The organism is Nostoc sp. DedQUE12b (genome assembly GCF_034530835.1).
Taxonomy (GTDB): domain Bacteria; phylum Cyanobacteriota; class Cyanobacteriia; order Cyanobacteriales; family Nostocaceae; genus Nostoc.
The window spans coordinates 18,793-37,196 of record NZ_JAVRCI010000053.1; the positions used below are offsets into that span (position 1 = coordinate 18,793).

The following is an 18,404-nucleotide window of genomic DNA, read 5'->3' on the forward strand; positions in this document are numbered from 1 at the left end:
TCTCTACATTCTTTTTCATCAGATGTTTAATAAGATTGATAGAGAAAATTATCAACAAAAGTGATAATACTATTTGTCTTTCAATCTGATATCAATGACAGTTGCATTGAAGTTGTAGTTAAAACCTTCTAACTCAAATGGCATCCCAATTTTCACTTTACTGTTACCTAAAACTGGCCCACTTTCAGTAACTTGGGCTTTGCCATCTAAAGTTAAAAGAAAATCTGTACTGTAATTGTTGCTCTTGGGATCTGGCAGTTCTTTAACAGTCCCATCCGGTTGGAAAACATTGACTGTTCTAGGTAGCTGTTGAATAGATTTAATTTCAATCTGTCCGTAGGGTTGATTGCGGATAATCACATTGGTTTTTCCGCCTTTTTTTAAACCATTGTCAATTAATCTTCCTGGGTCACGTACATTCAAACCACGAACTACTAAGTCTACTTCTATGGGTACTGTTTTTGCACCAACTTGGGCGACAGAACCAGAAGTGCCAGGAAAAACAAAGATGCCAAAGATAACTAGTAGAATTACCAGTAAGGCACCTAAATCTAAAAGATTGATTTTGCCAAACAAGCGACCTTTTGAATCTAAAATAGCCATAAAAAGTTTTCCTAGTTAATAGCGAAGTAATGGATTGTAGCCAGAAAGTTTTCGATGGAAACGGTAATTTTCCCTATTTGGTAATAACTCAAAGTATTCGGGGGTTGCGGTTATGCGACAGTTTATCACGAGTTCGTAATTTCCGAGGCACGGCAGCTAACCCTCAAACTTTTACCAGTTAATACTGACGCACCTAGAAAGTAAAATCTAGTGTTTAAGCCTATCTCTAGAGAGAATCTCTAGCCTCACACAATTCGGTAGATTTGCATCAAGATTATCTGTATGACAACTCCTTTGGTCTTGAATTAAGAATGCAACTTAGAATACTCTAAATCCGTCTTATAATTTGTCCCCTCATTTGATGTTCTTCCGAAATAATCTTCAGAGTGTATTATGTTCAATTGGAAAGGTTTTGCTGCAAATTACCGTGTATGGCGGCGTCGCTGGTTTTATCCCCTAATTTCAGTGGTAGTCGCCTTGAGCCTGTGCCTGAGTACACCTTTGCCTGGAAGAACTTTAGACTTCTTGCCTCTTATATTGCAGGGAGTCCAGGTACTTCAGCTTTCTAATATATCCGATCGCCAGGAAACTGATATTGGCAAACAGATTAATCAGCAAATACTAGGGAGTCAAGTCCGACTTTACCGTAATTCTGAAGTTAATAGCTATGTCGAACAAATCGGTCGGCGTTTAGCAGCTAGTAGCGATCGCCCCAATCTTCCCTTTACCTTCCAAGTCGTTGAAGATGACGCTATTAATGCCTTTGCCACTTTAGGAGGTTATGTATATGTCCATACGGGTTTGCTGAAAGCCGCCGATAATGAAGCGGAACTCGCCAGTGTCATCGCCCATGAAATTGGCCATATTGGCGGGAAACACTTGGTTAAACAGATGCGGCAAAGAGCGATCGCTAGTGGTTTAGCATCAGCAAGTGGTTTAGATCGCAATACAGCTGTGAACATTGGTGTAGAACTTGCCTTGAATCGTCCTCGCAGTCGTCAAGATGAATTTGATGCTGATCAAAGAGGGTTAAGAACTTTGACACGCGCTGGTTATGCCCAGTCTGGGATAGTTTCTTTTATGCAAAAGCTGTTGAAAAAGGGTGGTTCTACTCCGACATTTTTGAGTACTCACCCCGGAACCAGCGATCGCATTGATGCCCTCAGACGTGCAATTAAATCTCAACCTAGTAATGGAAAATATGGCTTGGATAATGCTAGTTATAAAGCTAATATTCGACCATTAGCGAAGTCTTGAGGAAATTGGGATAGAGGAGGCAGTGTTTCGACTACACGGCAGTTGAGCGTAGTCGAAACTCAACAACCAGGTAGGGGGCAGAAGTTCTTTAATTTTGGATTTTTAATTGATTTCTCCCCCTCATTTCAAATATTCCTTAATTCCTATTGCGGCGATCGACTTTAATTTTGGCTGGATCAACTGTACTTACAACCTCTTCTAAAGGCAGGGTACGGATATAGTTTTTAAAGATATTAACTTGATAAACCAACTGATTTGTGACATCTAGTCCAGTCAACCAGCCACTCCGGGGATGATAAGCGCCAGTATCTATGTCTAGCCATCCTTTGCCTTGGGCCAGTTTACCAGGAGCAACACCCGGCAGGGTAAAGGTAATGGTGTGACCGATGATAATTTGCTTATCTGGAAAGTAGGGTTTTTCAATGCTGTGAAATTCCTCTCGTATCCAGCACAGTTCATCGGCAGTTTGTTCTGTCACCGGCTTGGAAGGGTCAACACCAGCATGAGTTAACCAAATATCCCCCAAGTCAAGGTATGTAGGCAAAGCTTTTAACCAATCCAGATGGTCATCAGGAATTGGAGCCTCTTGGTAACTGGCCACGGTAGCTTGCCCTCCACCAAACAGCCATGCTTGCATCGTCGAGGAAGAAGTCCTTTCATTGGTCAGAATGTTTAGTAACATCTGCTCATGATTTCCCAACAAACATGAGTAGTTATTTTGCTTGACAAAATTAACTACTTGCGCACTGTGAGGGCCGCGATCGATTAAGTCTCCCAGAAAATAGACTCGATCTTCTGACGTGGGGGCGATCGCCTCCAACAATGTCATTAAACCTTCATAGTGTCCATGCACATCCCCAATTACAATTCGTCTGGGGCTAGTTTCGCTCATTGTCTCTTAGCTGCAATAGTTTTGGCTAATACTTCTGCTACAGTTTACGCTGTCTGGTTTCCGCAATGAAAGGTAAAAATACTGGATAATGTTTATTTTAATTTAATTCTTGTACTAGTAATAAACTTAACTTATTAAATATATACAACGACAATTGTTTTTCAGATATAACTTATAATATCGATGCCTAAGACTAGGTTTTTCTGCTAATTTAAACTACTTAGCCGAGAATTTAGCCTCTTGCCATATTCATCACTTTTAAGTTCACAATGTCTAATGGTTTTTCTGCTGAAATTAGTTCGCGCATCTGCAAGCACATGAATGACGATCATGCTGATGCTGTAGTTATTTATGCTAAAGCTTTTGGTGGTTTAACAGATGCGATCGCAGCCGAAATGCTGTCAATTGATGCACAGGGTATGGATTTAACAGCGCAAGTCAATGGGGAAACTGTACCAGTTCGCATTCAATTCGATCGTGTTTTAGTAGATGCGGAAGATGCTCATCAAACTTTGATTGCAATGGTGAAGCAGGCGCGGGTAAAGGCTAACTAGGAAATGACAAAATAATTGACACTAAATCTGCGATACATATTAGACTGGGGAAAGGTGAAAGGTTAAAGGGGAAGGGAAAATTCCATACCTTTACCCCCGCCCCTTATCCCCAGAGGGCAGGGTGGTTTCATACGAACAAAGAAAAATACATAGTGAAAAACAAGATCCCCGACTTTGTAAAAGTTGTCGGGGATTTGCGGCTTAGTTAAGCTTAAAGTCAAAGCTGTGTTATAGCCGTAGTCACACAGATTAGGACAGTATTGATTGCTCAAAGTTTTGAAACAACTGGGTTTTGACTAAGCACTCAGCACTCAGCACTCAGCACTCACTACTCAGCACTCAGCACTCAGCACTCACTACTCAGCACTCAACTATATGTCGTAATTGCTGTAAATACTCACCCCGCCAGCCGATATATAATCACTTTTCCTTTCCAATTTTCTTCCACAAATACTAGATACTCGCCATTGGAACGCCGAAAAGCGCGAATACCGTAGGGTATATCAATCCAGCCACTTTCGTTGCCAACTTCTGGGCCTGGTTTTAACTGTTTTACTTGCGCTCCCGTCTTGGCATTGTAGACATATACCTCTGCGGTTTTGACTGTCACGGCAAATACATAGTCTCCCGCTACGCTGATTGCTGCTGTAGACACTTCACGCTTCCCGGTGCTGTCGTAGGGAATTACAATCCGCCACTTGGGAGTACGATTTCCTTTACTCCAATTGTCAAAACGGGCAATCTCAGATCCAGCAACTCCAGCATCGTCACCAAATGCAGGGTGATCTACCGTAAACCCCGACAAAAACATACTATCTGTTTGGGGGAAATATTCGATCCGCCGCAAGTCGTTAAATATTTTGGGAGTAGTTTGCTTTTCCATCGAACTATAGCTGTAGATGGGGTTGCCTTTAGGATCTATTCCCTGTAAAGGATAGTGTCGAATGCCATCTTCTGTTCGCAAAGCTTTCCAAACATCTCCTTTGCTGTCTACCCACCAGCCGCCAATATGAGGATAATCTTTGCTGCGATCGTATTCGTTCTTTTCAAATTTGCCATTACCGTTGCGATCGCGCCAGATCCATTCCCCTTGTTCTGGTTGATGCGGTGGCCAATTTCCGGTAATAAATGGTAAATCTTTGCCATTGGTACCGACAAACATACCGGCGGGTATGGCGACTTTACCATCTGTAGCGGGATTAAAACGATATATTTGCAGAAAGCTGTTATACATATCTGTGAGAAACAAAAACGGCTTCCCTTGGATGCGGCGAACAAAGGTTCCATCTGGCGATGTATGCAGACGTGGATCTTGAGGATATTTGAAAGCATTTAAGGTATAGGCTTTATAATTCCATTGCTTACCAGCAGCCTTACTGTAATCCATCAGATAGTGTTCTTGTTTGGTGAATACATCTACACCATCAGTTTTAGGATCGGCATCTGCATTATCGACGAATATCAATCCCAGCGATCGCCACATTAGTTTTCCCGATGGCGAAAATTTCCGCAAATCTGTTCCTGATTTGTTGAAACCATTACTATTTATATAGATATTACCTGAAGCATCTGTACCAACTCCGGTAAGTCCGTAAAGTTTCAAATCTCGAACTTCACCAGGAACTCCTGCATAGATACCGCCTTTAGAACCAAAACTACTCACTTGCACTGGCCGATCTTTGATCTCATAAGTCAACATTTGCTGACGCGGGCCATTTTCTGCTACTAACAACTTACCTTGATGATTAATAGCGATCGCTGTTGGTTCAACAATATCTGCAATCTGTTGAGGCAATTGCTTTCCACTTTGGGAATAATGGAGAATCTTAGCAGGCTTACTACCATTTTTACTTTGAATAATCCACAGATTTTTTTGTGGATCAATAGTTATTGCTCCCGGATTAGCAAAGGTAAAGCTGCGGAGTTCCTTCATCGTCTCAGTATCATAAACACGAATCTGGTTAGCCGCAAAATCACTTATATACAACTCGTTTTCCACAGTTGCTAATCCAGTCACTTCACTTTTAGTACTGGTAATCAGCATACTTTTATCCCAGCCACGCCCATTCGGAAACGCCGCAGGTTTTCCTGATAAATCATAGCGTCTAACGCTATACCAAGTTGTTCCTTCTGGTGGATAATCTTCTTTTGTATCGCCCCTCGAACCTTGAGTCATGGCAATGTAAACATATTTACTATTTGCGGTTACAGCTTTGCCACCGCCACGACTCCAGCCGTGAGTATCCTCGAGGGCAGCAATAACCTTACCATCTTTATATATTCCTGCCTCCATTGCCGCCTCATCCCAATGGCTGTTAGTATAAACTGTGCCATCACTAGCAACATACATTGCCTCAATATTGTTTTGTACCCGCAGATTTCCACTGCCAATAGTATTACCTATCCACGATGTTTTGTAGTTAAGCGTGGGTGTTTTAGTATTGTTTTTTACCCGTGAATTTTCACTGTCAATAGTGTTACTTATTGACGATGCTTTGTATGTAATTGTCGGTGTTTCTGTTGTTGTCCAGTCTGTTGTAATTCCAATGCTAGTAACAATGACTGCAATAGTTATACTGAGTAAAAAATTGAAAGTTTTACTTCTTTGTAAATATCTAGTCTTAGATAATTTTTTTACTTGCTGATTGAGTTCATGACGAAGTTTTACTAACTTCGTCAGTAATTTATTTATCATATATTTTTCATCTTTTAATTATTTATATACAATTACCTTTTATGAAATCCGCACAAAAGATAACTGTTTTTAAATTCACTAATATACAGTTGTTTGAAGCAAGATATCTGATTACATATCAATAAAGAGCTATCAGGATTAAAAATGTACTATTTATATAAGCTTTATCAAAATCACATTATTGTATAAAATGTCGAACAACAATTTAACAAGTAGTTATTATTGCTTTTTTAGTGTGATTCTTGATACAAACTTAGTTGCTTAATAGTGGTTTTTCCTTGGTATATCTAGTATCCAGCTTGTTTGCTCGTGGGCAGAGTAGATATGTAGCAAGTGTTATTTAGTTAATAAAAATACAGGGTTAAATTCATTATTGACGTTGGGATATAAATAGTTTATAAATTGGTGTTCCGTAAAAAAACTCTTATTAGTAATGTGTATTCCGAAATTATAGTGATTCGGGTTTGGATACAACACGCTGTAGGGGCACATACCTGTGTGCCCCTACTGTTTTAATATATTTATAGGAGAAATATCGATGGAAGGTAATAAAGAAAGAAGTTTTAATTCAGCATCTGCATCTATTCTCACCCTTGGATTAGGCTGGTTTCCCAAAAGTCCCGGAGGGCTAGAAAGGTATATTTATGAACTAACTCATAAATTAGCTGCAAATCAAGATCGGATTGAATTATGCGGAGTCGGTTTACCAGAAACTGAATTAAATTCGCCGATCAAGCTGACTAACTTGGCGAGTCCTGATAGTGCTATTTGGCAAAGATTATGGTCGATTCGCACGAATTTTCAGAAAACAAGAACCAGTAAACCAGATGCTATTAATTTGCACTTTGCATTATACAGCTTTCCGATTTTAGATATTTTACCAAAGGGAGTACCAGTTACTTTTAACTTTCATGGCCCTTGGGCTTCTGAGAGTCAGCAGGAAGTTGTTAACAAAAACCTTAGTCTTTTAATTAAGCACTGGCTAATAGAACAAAACACTTATAATCGCTGCGATCGCTTCATTGTTTTGAGCAAAGCTTTTGGTAAAATTTTACATGATAAATATCAAGTCCCGTGGAGCAAAATTAATGTTATTCCCGGTGGAGTTGATATTAATCGGTTTCAACCAAAATTATCACCCCAAGAGGCTTGTGCAAAGCTAGGCTGGGCTAATAATCGCCGGATTATATTTACATCACGCCGTTTAGTACATAGAACCGGAGTTGACAAATTATTGCAAGCTCTAGCTATAATTAAGCCCAGAATACCAGATGTTTGGCTAGCGATCGCAGGCCGTGGTCACATTCAAGCTGCACTACAACAACAGGCTACAGAATTAGGACTAGCTGACAACGTTAAATTTTTAGGTTTTCTGCCTGATGAGCAATTACCTATAGCTTATCAAGCGGCTGAATTGACTATTATGCCTAGTCAATCTTTTGAAGGATTTGGATTAGTAATAGTTGAGTCTCTAGCCTGTGGTACTCCTGTTTTATGTACTCCCGTTGGGGGAATGCCAGAAATTTTATCAGAATTTTCACCCGATTTCATTACTACTTCAACAGAAGCCTCAGACATTGCTGAAAAATTAGAACAAGCACTTTTGGGAAATATCCCTATACCTTCACGAGAAGCCTGTCGCCAGTACGCCACCACACATTACAACTGGAATCAAATTGCCCAGCAAGTACGGAATGTTTTATTAGCTTAAACAAGTAATTTTAATAAATTCTAGGGGCACTACATGAGCCAAATTAGATAAAAAGAGGTTTAATGAAAATACTTTTCTTAGATCAAAGCGGTAAACCAGGCGGTGCCGAATTATGTTTAATAGATATTGCTAAACCTTATGGCGATCGCGCTTTAGTAGGTTTATTTGTAGATGGATCGTTTAAAGATTTACTACGACAAAATCATATTCCAGTAGAAGTTCTCGCAACTCAAGCAATCCAAGTTCGCAAAGAAAGCAGTTTGCTACAAGGATTCAAGAGTTTGGGACAACTTGCACCTTTGATTACTAAAGTAGTTAAAAAAGCGCGTGAATACGATTTAATCTATGCCAACACCCAAAAAGCATTAGTTGTTGGAGCGTTGGCAAGTTTTTTCAGTCGTCGCCCTCTGGTTTATCATTTACATGATATTCTTTCCAAAGAACATTTTAGCCAAACTAATCTTCGCATTGCTGTTAACTTAGCTAATCGCTTTGCATCATTAGTAATTGCTAATTCTCAAGCTAGTCAAACAGCATTCGTACAAGCAGGAGGACACCCAGATATCATCGAAGTTGTTTATAACGGCTTTAATCCAAAAAATTATCAAACTGATGAGTCTGACATTCAGAAATTACAGCAACAGTTAGGATTAGAAGGAAAATTTGTCGTTGGACACTTTAGCCGTCTTGCACCTTGGAAAGGGCAGCATATTTTAATTGATGCCCTTGCTAAATGTCGGCATAATGTGATGGCAATTTTAGTGGGTGATGCACTGTTTGGCGAACAAGATTATGTCCAAAAGTTACACCAACAAGTTAGTGAACTAGGATTAGAAAACCGCGTCAAATTTTTAGGATTTCGTTCTGATATTCCCCAGTTAATGGCAGCTTGTGACTTGGTGGCACATACCTCTACTTCGCCAGAACCTTTTGGTAGAGTTATTGTAGAGGCAATGCTATGTGGAAAACCTGTAGTTGCAGCCAAAGCTGGAGGTGCAATCGAATTAGTAAAACATGGACTTAATGGTTTTTTAGTCACACCTGGACAACCCCAGGAACTTGCACAAGTAATTATCACCTGTCTTCAGGAAACGGAAATAACTGCAACTATAGCTAGTAACGCGAGAATTACGGCTAGTCAGCGTTTTGATGCTGCAATTATTAATCAGCAAATTGCTCAACTGCTGTCTCATATCATGTCCGCTTAAATAGACATAATACCCGTGCTAACCCCACCCAGCTAAAGCCTAGCTACTCCCTTACTCGCCTGCGGAAGGGTGCTTTGATGATTGATAGATGGGCTGTATGCAGTTGAGGCTGCTAATTTAGTTCAACTTGGCACTGTTACCCTACTGAATCTATCAGATGTACAACAGATATTGACTGCAACTGCTTCTGTGGCTAAAGGTGCGGCAACTTTTACCCTGGGTACAGGCAATAAGGGGCAGACTTTTTTGGCACTCAACGATAACAATAATGGATTCTCTGCCCTCACGGATGCTGTGATTGAGATTAGTGGCTACAAAGGTAACTTGACTAATTTAGCAGTTGTCTAATCAAACTACGCTTGGGGTGTGACTATAAACCAACTAATTCACGAGATTCAAAATCAGAAAGTTGTTGAGCGATCGCTAATCTTGCTTCCAACTTAGCTACACTAAACTGGTTACGCAGATATTCCAAATGGGCGATCGCATTTGCTTTATCGACAGTTAATCGAATTTGGGTGTCTATTGCCTTTTGATATTCCTGATTTACAAGCAGCACCTCAAAGCGGCGAGCCTTGCGTTGAGCATCATTTTTCAAATCCATCTCAAAGGCGGCGGTGCGGTCTGCATTGCCTTCAAATCGGTTAACTTGGTGCTGCACTGCCATCAACTGAGAATCTATTTCATTAGCCCGTTGGGCAGCTTGTGCGATCGCAGCTGGATAATGACTCAGTTGCATCATTTAATAATTTTCCTCTTAGGTCAATAATAATGTAGTATTTAAGTATAAGACCAACCCTTGAATCCATTTACCAAAAGGCTGTCACAGAGAAGTTTTACACTTAACTCAGCTTGCTGGAAGCTATATATATATTATAGTCCAAATGTATTCAATTAGGGGAGGGAAAGCGATGTTTGAAGTGCAGGAATGCCAATTATTTCCCACTAATTATTTAAAGTCATTTTCCTAAAAATTAGCAAAAATAAAGTTCAAATAAACTATCAAAAAATTTTAAATTTAAACCTCATTTATCTTTATACACGGTATCTCAGGTAAATGAAGTACACGGGTAGGGGCACAATATGTTGTGCCCCTACGATTATCTGTACCTCACCAAGTTTTTCAACTTAGCTTTAGACAAAGGAGTGAAAATGAATGTAGATTGCCATTCCTTTTTGAAGATGTCTTTTGAATAACATCAATTAATTTTGCCTTTGAAGATTAAGTCCGCTCATATAACCATGAATTATTTAGCCGTCAGACTTCAGTCTGCGGCTAAGTAAAGTAAGCCTGGTTATGCAGGCTTTTTATTTTCTGCTAAATTCTGCACTTTAGCTCAAGCTACTTCCCGCAGTTGTGGTTGTGAGGGCGCACTCACCTCCGGAAATGAAAGCGAGAGTTGTTCGGCTTGAGGTACTGCCGCTTGCTGCAAAACTTGAACTTCAATATTCACGCTGACCAAATAACTACCTGTATCAGCACCAACTGCTTCGGCAATGAGTTTAGCAATGTCTGGGCGTTTGGCAGTCAGCGGGTCACGTAAAATACACCGATCCCATTCATGCTTGGCAGTCGGATTGAGGTTGAGAATATAATGCTTCATCATCGAACTAACCCTTGAATCCATCTTCCAGAAGGTTTTCACAGAGCCATTATGCATTTGGCTAGGCTTTGTGGACGCTATACCCATTATAGTATATTTGTACTAAATTGGGCAATATCTAAGTCAGAAAGTAGGAAATATATCATGTCCCGCTAAATTTAACTTGCATAATTAGCGTAGGCTTTTCGGTCTATGCCACAAGAGTTATATAAATTTTGGATTAGATGTCGTTTAACTTACAAACCATTCGTAAAAGCGTATAGGTATGTCTTAGCGATATTCCCGTGCTACATCCGATTAGTTAAAGGACTTCTAACAAATAATCAAAGTGCGATTTCTACAATGGGCAAAGCCAACGCCAAATTTATCTATTCCCTTCTTCCCCAATTTGGTGATGTCTCTGAATTCCTAATCCTAGAAAATCTGTCCATAGGTAAATTCTCATACAAAGCTATTGCAACTAAGCTTACAAAGCAACACCTTATATTTATGTAAATCGCTATATGGTAGATATCTATATTATTGACCTATTTGTGATTGGTCTACTTCTACTAATGGTCACATTAGGGTCAGGTTGGATTGCTCGTTTACCTCTTTCTTTTGCCCTTATCTACCTAGTAGTTGGTATTTTGCTAGGCCCTTACGCCTTTGGGCTGATTCACTTTCGTCGAGATGACGTTTTTAATGCCGAAGTGCTGGAAAAAATAACAGAACTTGTAGTAATTATTTCTGTGTTTAGCTGCGGCTTAAGAATTGTTCGTCCTCTAAGGTTGGGGACTTGGGGGATTACGGCGCGATTGATTGTATTTCTGATGCCAATTTCAATTCTTGCTCTGGCTGTTGTGGGTAAATTGTTTTTAGGGATGAATTGGGGAGAAGCCATTTTATTAGGAGCAATTCTCGCACCTACCGATCCAGTATTAGCATCAGAAGTACAACTGACCGATATAAACGACCAAGATGAGTTGAGATTTGGTTTAACTTCTGAAGGTGGGTTAAATGATGCTTTGGCTTTTCCCTTTGTTTATTTTGGTCTTCATGCAATAAAAGATGATAACTGGGGGAACTGGTTTAAACAGTGGATTGCGGTTGATTTAATTTGGGCGATCGCAGCTGGTATTGTTATGGGAGTTGTTGTTGCAAAATCTATAGTTTGGATTGAAAAAAGAATTCAAAAACGCCGTCGTGCCGATGAGTTAATGGAAGATTTTATTGCTATCAGCACAATCCTAATAACTTACTCTTTAACAGAAATGGTGAATGGCTATGGATTTTTAGCAGTATTTGTTGCTGGATTAGTTGTCCAACGCAGTTACAGAAATCCTGAAAAACCGCTAGCACAGTTGGAATTTGTTGAGCAAGTTGAAAAACTGCTGGAAGTTGGAACAATTTTGCTATTGGGATCAATATTATTATTGCAGCCAATGCTCAACTATGCTATGCAATCTTTATTAGTGATAATTTTGTTATTATTCATAATCCGACCTGTAGGAGTTTGGATTAGCACAATAGGCAAACGTCCTGTAGAGTCACACCGCCGAACCTTTAATCCAGGAACTAGATGGTTGATTGGATGGTTTGGTATTCGCGGTGTCGGCTCTTTATATTATCTCGCCTACGCCTTTGGTAATGGCTTAAAAGGTGAAGCTGCTGAACAAATTGCTTGGATAACTTACACTACTATTGTAGCTTCTGTAATTATACATGGCATCAGTGCGACTCCATTAATGAAGTGGTATGAGCGCAATATTGCTAATAAGATAAAGTCTAATACTCCCGCCACAATAGATGAATTTGAGTAAAAACAAATATAGGGTATGTTATGCCCAAGGCTAACGCACCTTAAATTGTTGATGGTGCTGTACTCTCAGCGATAACATACCCTAAAATTTAAATTTATAAACCTGCGATTCCAAACATGAAAGAGGCTTTGAATATTTATTATTCCCCAACGTTAGTTAGTAAGGAAACTGTTGGGGATTAGATATAATTCCCTATTTACCCGTCACCTTTTCAATAACTTCTTTGGCTTTTTCACCAAAAGTTTCTGGGGGATTTTTTTCTTGTTCAGCCTTCAAATTTCTTTCGTAAGTCTTCTCTATAGTATTAAGATTTTTTGAATCTTTTATTGCTTGTTCATAAGCTTTTTGTCTGTCTTCTTCTTGAATGCCAACACCTGGATCAAATTCGTTAGCACGATTAATTTTTTCTTCAGAATTTGGTTTATACTCCGGCGGTATTAGCTTTAATTCTTCAAGAGTAGTTGCATAACTAGGTTGCTGAACGAAAATGAACGAGCATGACAAGCTGATGAAAATTATTAAGCCAATAACCAAGAAGCTTGAACGCAATGCTTGTTTTAAAGTTAATAGAATTTTTTGCACGAAAAACCCCTCCTATTGTGCTGTTATAAGCCTTAGTCATGTATAAATATATTCAATATTTCAGGCTCACAGGCATCCTATATGTTTAGGTACAGTTCTTACTTCTACCGCAAGGTATATTAATTTTTACCTAAAGTAGGGGCGTACAAATGTACGCCCCTACCTCTGTATCTGAATATTTCGTAAGTAAAATCGGATGAAATGAAATTCTCACCCAGTGTGTTTAAAGCAAGCGTATTAACCTATAACCAACTGTGATTAATTTTAATTCCTCGACTTTGGATTACCTCTTCAAATAAATCTGTTGGTAATGCTTCTTCCACAGCAAAAACACCTGGTTTCTTGAGTTTACCTTCTAGCAATAATTGGGCAATACTACCTGTGCCGCAACCAGAAGCCACGGCTGTATTTTCATGCACTACAGTTGAACAATAAACGGCAGTTTCACCATCTTTTTGCCCTGTAACTTCTGAACGAACTGCTACACCAATCCCACTAAAATTATTAGTGACATCTGTCATTGAATGGCTGACATGAGACAGAAATTCAATCATGTAACGGCGCTGCATTAACCACTTGGGGAAAACGTGTGCTGCAATCCAAGTTAGGTGATTGTAAAAATCGGGAACAGAGCCAAACTTAGTAATTACAGTTTTTACAGATGGGAAAGCTTTGGGCAGTGTAAAGGTTTCTGGCATATCAAACCAGTAAACTCCGGTGCGTCCATAAGGCGGTGGAAAATTAACTAATTCTCTTTCACTATAAGGCTTGATTATTTTCCATTTGCCATTTATCCAAGTCTCAAAAGGATACTGCAACCCAAGAAAAGTTGTCCGCATGACTGTAATGCCAGCACCGCCAGAACCGGAAACTAAATAACTTAAATGGATCTTTTCCGGTTTATCAAATTGTTCAACTCCTTGACGTACCATGCTGTTAGAAATACCAGGAAAAATGCCAGTATTAATAATTGCTGTCACACCAGCAGCAGCAGCCTGTTCACTAAAATTGAGAGCTTTGCTGGTATAAGAACGATGGTCGCTGACATCTACATAGTTAACGCCTTGAGCAATACAGGTTTCGAGAACATTAGTATCTCGATAGTGAAATGGGCCAGCACAGTGAATGACTAAGTTAGAGTTTGCGATCGCATCTCGCAACTTGTCAACTTCTGCCAAGTCCAATACCAAAAACTGTACTTGTCCTCCCGAAGACAAGCTAACAGCCTTCCCAAACTCCGCAGAACGTCCAGTAATCGTAATTTGAGCTTGCGTATGGGTAGCGAGATCCTGAGCAACACTGCTACCAATCCGCCCTCGCCCACCTAGAATTAAAACGCTGTCTGTCATTACTCCAGCATTCGCAACAATAACTTAATTTGACCAGTTTTGTGTCCTGTTTGCCATCGGTTATAAGTATGACTTGCCTTTACAATCAAGGCAGAGTTTTCAATTACAGTTAAATTGCTCCCCGTACTAACCTGTATTCATTGTTGATCTGCTAATATGCCAATGATGTCATCAGCCTACTGCAAAGGAACAGCACGTATGGAGCAGACAGGCCCAAATTTCTATGATGATCAGGCGGTTTTTGCAACCTACATGCGCCATCGTCAACGTATAGATACACCGAACGATACCCTTGAAAAGCCAGTGATGATGGATCTCATTTTACCCATTACTGGTAAACGTATCCTCGATTTGGGGTGTGGCGATGCGACAATTGGACGAGAACTCCTCGATGGCGGCGCTGCGAGCTACACTGGTATCGAAGGCTCACACAAGATGACTGCCGTCGCAACCAAGACACTTGCTGACACGGATGGTCAGATAATTGAGCAGACGATTGAGAACTGGATGTATCCACAGGCAGCATTTGATCTAGTTATTGCGCGACTCTCCCTGCATTATGTCGCTGATTTAGCACCAATTTGCACCCAGATATTCCATACACTCACACCTGTGGGACTCTTTGTTTTTTCGGTCGAGCATCCTGTAATCACTTCTTCTGACGCTGGATGGACTTCTGGGACGCTCCGCCAAGATTGGATTGTCGATAACTATTTTACGATCGGACTGCGAGTTACGGATTGGCTTGGCGGCACGGTGCAAAAGTACCACCGCACGGTGGAAGACTATTTTCATCTCCTCAATGCAGCTGGATTTATGATTGAGGATTTGCGTGAAGCGTGTCCGCAACGCGAACACTTTCACGACGTGCAAACCTATGAGCGACGAAAACGTATTCCTCTGTTTTTGATATTCGCAGCACGCAAGCCTCGATAGCACAAGCGCATCTAATTTTTAAGCTTCAATTTGCCTAACTACCGTTAGCGCTGAATAACTCACCCCAGCAGTACCTTCGCCGGGATGGGTGGAGTCACCAACTAGCCACAAATTTTGGATTGGTGTCCGATTAGCGAATCCAAAGGGGCCAAAGGTAGGAATCCTTTGACCTATACCACCAACTATACCGCGATCGCGGGCTGTAAAATGGGCAAAGGTACGGGGTGTTGCGGCTTCTTGATAAATAATCGTTTCTGGTTTGAGATAAAAGTATTGGGCAAGACGAGCGATCGCTTCTTGGGTAAACTTTTCTTTTAGTCCTTCATAATCTTCAGTCTGCCACCACTGTGTAGGATCGACAAATGAAGAAGCAATAATTGTCGCTTTCCCCTCCGGTGCGCGGCCGTCTCCAGGATGACTGACGGAAACAAATAGGGAATTATTCTCGCCAATGGGGCCATTTACATCATACAGAAATTGGAGGTGGGGAGGGCATTCAGGCGGAATCGCGCTGGCATCTACACCCAAATACACCACAAACGCACCCGATGCTTGGGGCAGTTTTTCCACCCGATTTTTATATCCAGATGGCGCTTGTTCTCCCAATAACTGCACCAAGTTTTGCACGGTGACATTGCTAACTATGTGGTCGGCGGCTTCTGTCCAGACTTCGCCAGTTTTCTGATTTCTAATGACTACAGCAGTAGCTTTGCCGTTCTCTACTTTGATTTCTTCTACTGTGTGGCGCATCAATAATTTGCCGCCATCTCTCTCTAAAGATTGTACCAAGCGATCGCTCAATACTTGCATACTTCCCTGGAGGTGAAACAATCCTTGAGGTAGTTGTGATACACTCAACGCTGTGGCGGCATAAAGTAATGCTGTGTTCTCTGCATCTACCTGGGAGTATAGCTTTAGTTGCAAATCTAAAAAAGTTCTCAGTCGCCGGTCATTTCCCAGCCCACAGAACCGTAAAGCATCTCCTACCGTAAACAAGGTGAAGGGTACGGTAATTAATGTACTCGGACGCACCGCCTGAGTTAGCTGCCACAAATCCCATAAATTACGCGGTGGTAGCACCGGGTCGCGTCCTTGAAATTCCCAACTAGCATCAAATAAAGTTGCCATCAACTGCCAAAATGGTTCGCTACCAGGAAACTGTTTTTGTCGTTCCTCTTGCCATTTCTCTTGGTCGCGCCAAACGTTGATGGGTGTGGTTTCCCCAGGTAAATACACCGCACAAGCAGGGTCGCAAGGCGTTGCTTGTGGCAAATCTATTGACAATTCTGAGAAAATCCGGTGGTGAATTCCCCCTGGTTCCAACCCCGCCACCTGAGTTGCTCCCACATCAAAGGTAAATCCCTGGCGTTTAAAGGTCGAAGCACAACCTCCTGGTACGAGGGCTTGATCCAAAATTAAGACACTGTAACCTCTATGAGCTAATAATGCTCCAGCAGTCAGTCCACCTATTCCTGCACCGATAACGACGACATGAGAGTTACTTTTGTCAAGAGAAATGCTGGACATTAATGAGTTTCTTTAAAATTCTTAATACTTTTACTTATAATTTTACCTTCTTTGCGCCATCTGTGCCCAGCGTACTGCAAACAAACCTAACCTCTAACCCCCAACCCCTTCCCTTGAGGTGTAAAGCTGGCACTCAAAGGGCGTTAAGCGTAAGAAGTAGTACAAGGAGCTTACAAGCTATATCAACACCAACGGTTGGAAGCTAAAGTGAGTAAAGCTTTGCTCGATGACATGAGTTTGTCTCAACACCATTTAATTTGTCACCGTGCATCCGTGTACTTTTGTAAAGATTGCATAAGAAATTACGTAAAGTTATCTGCTTGATAGTGATAAATAATAAAGCTTTCATTTAAGGATGAAATTATATGTCAGTATCAGCTTCTTTAGACCTGCCTAAAACTTTCTTCCTCAACAGCTTACTAGGAGCTAATCAGACAATTTATTTAGATTTCGACGGCAATATCACCTCTGGTACTTCCTGGAACACAAGTGAACGTCCAGCTAACATTATCACCCCTGCCTTCGACTTCGATGGCGATACAGCATCCTTTAGCTCGGCTGAACTTGAAACAATTCAGTATATCTGGCAGCGCGTCGCTGAGGATTTCAGCCCGTTTAATGTTAATGTCACAACGCAGGCTCCAGCAGATATTAACGATCTGATTAAGAGCGGCAGTGATGATACTCGCTGGGGAGTGCGTGTTGCGATCGGCGGTAGCAGTTACGATTGGTATGGTAAAGGAGCCGGAGGAGTCGCCAAACTTGGTTCTTTCAACTGGAATAGTGATACTCCTGTCTTTGTTTTTGCTAAAAATACGATAAACGGTGATGAGAAGGGGACGGCTGAGGCTATCTCTCATGAAGTAGGTCATACGCTGGGACTCAAGCATGATGGACGAATAACCCCCGCTGAAGAATACTACGAAGGACATGGTAGTGGAGAGACTGGCTGGGCATCGGTCATGGGATTGGGGTATTACCAGGAGTTAACCCAGTGGAGTAAAGGCGAGTATGCTTCTGCTAACAATACTGAGGATGATTTGCAAATTATTACGACCCAAAATGGGTTCACTTACCGAGCCGATGATTGTGGTGATGCAATTGCGACAGCAAAGCCACTAACCATTTCTGGTACGTCTATCAGTGATAGTGGCATCATTGAGCGCAATACAGATCTAGATTTTTATAGTTTTGTCACAGGTACTGGTCTGATTAGCTTGATAGTGAATCCTTTTAGTCGAGGATCAAACTTAGATATTTTGGCAGAGCTATACAATTCTGCTGGTACCTTAATTGCATCGTCCAATCCAACAGATTTACTATCTGCAAGTATTACAACAAATGTCGTTGCTGGAAATTATTACCTCAAAATTGATGGTATAGGAAAAGAAAATCCTCTTTCAACTGGCTACACGGATTACGGCAGTTTGGGGCAGTACTTTATCAGTGGAACTCTAAACTTTAATAATATCCAGCGATGGGCAACTGGACAAGGCGGGTTTGGGGATACTCAAAAATGGCTAGTTGGCGATTTTAACGCAGATGGGAAAGATGATTTAGTCAACGTCTTCAATGATGGGGGTCTAGCTAGTATCGATACTCACTTATCTAATGGTGAGAGTTTTGATCTCCAGCGATGGGCAACTGGACAAGGCGGGTTTGGGGATACTCAAAAATGGCTAGT

16 protein-coding genes are annotated in these 18,404 nt (G+C 41.0%); 8 read left to right on the forward strand and 8 right to left on the reverse strand.

What is annotated here, in order from left to right; genetic code table 11:
* Positions 1–69 precede the first annotated feature (69 nt).
* The gene (locus tag RMY16_RS22870) at positions 70–603 is read right to left on the reverse strand and encodes a DUF4330 domain-containing protein (RefSeq protein ID WP_322660839.1); all 534 of its coding nucleotides are present in this window, start codon (positions 601–603) and stop codon (positions 70–72) included.
* 393 nt (positions 604–996) lie between these two features.
* On the opposite strand from RMY16_RS22870, the gene RMY16_RS22875 reads away from it, so the two are divergent.
* Complete coding sequence (locus tag RMY16_RS22875) at positions 997–1,860, forward strand: M48 family metallopeptidase (RefSeq protein ID WP_322738272.1); 864 nt, start codon at positions 997–999, stop codon at positions 1,858–1,860.
* 136 nt (positions 1,861–1,996) lie between these two features.
* Here the strand turns inward: RMY16_RS22875 and RMY16_RS22880 are convergent, their stop codons facing one another.
* Positions 1,997–2,752: a metallophosphoesterase family protein gene (locus tag RMY16_RS22880; protein ID WP_322738273.1), complete on the reverse strand. Its 756-nt coding sequence runs from the start codon at positions 2,750–2,752 to the stop codon at positions 1,997–1,999.
* 269 nt (positions 2,753–3,021) lie between these two features.
* Here RMY16_RS22880 and RMY16_RS22885 point away from each other — a divergent pair, with 269 nt between their 5' ends.
* Complete coding sequence (locus RMY16_RS22885) at positions 3,022–3,306, forward strand: DUF2470 domain-containing protein (protein WP_322660834.1); 285 nt, start codon at positions 3,022–3,024, stop codon at positions 3,304–3,306.
* Between the two features lie 397 nt (positions 3,307–3,703).
* Here RMY16_RS22885 and RMY16_RS22890 read toward each other — a convergent pair whose 3' ends face one another.
* Positions 3,704–6,001: a hypothetical protein gene (locus RMY16_RS22890; protein WP_322738274.1), complete on the reverse strand. Its 2,298-nt coding sequence runs from the start codon at positions 5,999–6,001 to the stop codon at positions 3,704–3,706.
* Positions 6,002–6,539: 538 nt separating this feature from the next.
* On the opposite strand from RMY16_RS22890, the gene RMY16_RS22895 reads away from it, so the two are divergent.
* From RMY16_RS22895 to RMY16_RS22905, 3 genes are all read left to right on the forward strand, one after another.
* Positions 6,540–7,712 carry a glycosyltransferase family 4 protein gene (locus RMY16_RS22895; protein WP_322738275.1) on the forward strand — a complete coding sequence of 391 codons (1,173 nt, stop codon included), beginning with the start codon at positions 6,540–6,542 and terminating at the stop codon, positions 7,710–7,712.
* 62 nt (positions 7,713–7,774) lie between these two features.
* Complete coding sequence (locus tag RMY16_RS22900; protein WP_322738276.1) at positions 7,775–8,920, forward strand: glycosyltransferase family 4 protein; 1,146 nt, start codon at positions 7,775–7,777, stop codon at positions 8,918–8,920.
* Between the two features lie 81 nt (positions 8,921–9,001).
* Positions 9,002–9,268: a bluetail domain-containing putative surface protein gene (locus RMY16_RS22905; protein WP_322738277.1), complete on the forward strand. Its 267-nt coding sequence runs from the start codon at positions 9,002–9,004 to the stop codon at positions 9,266–9,268.
* Between the two features lie 22 nt (positions 9,269–9,290).
* On the opposite strand, the gene RMY16_RS22910 is transcribed toward RMY16_RS22905, so the two are convergent.
* Complete coding sequence (locus RMY16_RS22910; RefSeq protein ID WP_104909380.1) at positions 9,291–9,662, reverse strand: hypothetical protein; 372 nt, start codon at positions 9,660–9,662, stop codon at positions 9,291–9,293.
* A gap of 595 nt (positions 9,663–10,257) precedes the next feature.
* A complete protein-coding gene (locus RMY16_RS22915; protein ID WP_322738278.1) occupies positions 10,258–10,527 on the reverse strand; it encodes a hypothetical protein in 270 nt (89 codons plus the stop codon).
* A gap of 500 nt (positions 10,528–11,027) precedes the next feature.
* Between RMY16_RS22915 and RMY16_RS22920 the strand changes: the two genes are divergently transcribed.
* Positions 11,028–12,326 carry a sodium:proton antiporter gene (locus tag RMY16_RS22920; RefSeq protein WP_322738279.1) on the forward strand — a complete coding sequence of 433 codons (1,299 nt, stop codon included), beginning with the start codon at positions 11,028–11,030 and terminating at the stop codon, positions 12,324–12,326.
* A gap of 192 nt (positions 12,327–12,518) precedes the next feature.
* Here RMY16_RS22920 and RMY16_RS22925 read toward each other — a convergent pair whose 3' ends face one another.
* Both RMY16_RS22925 and RMY16_RS22930 read right to left on the reverse strand, forming a co-directional pair.
* Positions 12,519–12,908 (reverse strand): hypothetical protein, encoded by a 390-nt coding sequence (locus RMY16_RS22925; RefSeq protein ID WP_322738280.1) that lies wholly within the window; start codon positions 12,906–12,908, stop codon positions 12,519–12,521.
* Positions 12,909–13,150: 242 nt separating this feature from the next.
* Positions 13,151–14,257, reverse strand: coding sequence for a saccharopine dehydrogenase family protein (locus RMY16_RS22930; RefSeq protein WP_322738281.1), 1,107 nt, complete (start codon positions 14,255–14,257; stop codon positions 13,151–13,153).
* A 309-nt stretch (positions 14,258–14,566) separates the two neighbouring features.
* Here RMY16_RS22930 and RMY16_RS22935 point away from each other — a divergent pair, with 309 nt between their 5' ends.
* Entirely contained in the window at positions 14,567–15,193 is a 627-nt protein-coding gene (locus RMY16_RS22935; protein WP_322738294.1) for a class I SAM-dependent methyltransferase, read from the forward strand.
* 18 nt (positions 15,194–15,211) lie between these two features.
* On the opposite strand, the gene crtD is transcribed toward RMY16_RS22935, so the two are convergent.
* Positions 15,212–16,720, reverse strand: a complete 1,509-nt coding sequence (gene crtD / locus RMY16_RS22940) for a C-3',4' desaturase CrtD (RefSeq protein ID WP_322738282.1) — start codon at positions 16,718–16,720, stop codon at positions 15,212–15,214.
* 365 nt (positions 16,721–17,085) lie between these two features.
* On the opposite strand from crtD, the gene RMY16_RS22945 reads away from it, so the two are divergent.
* Positions 17,086–18,404, forward strand: a 1,319-nt coding sequence (locus tag RMY16_RS22945) for a hypothetical protein (protein WP_322738283.1), incomplete at its 3' end; no start/stop codon positions are given.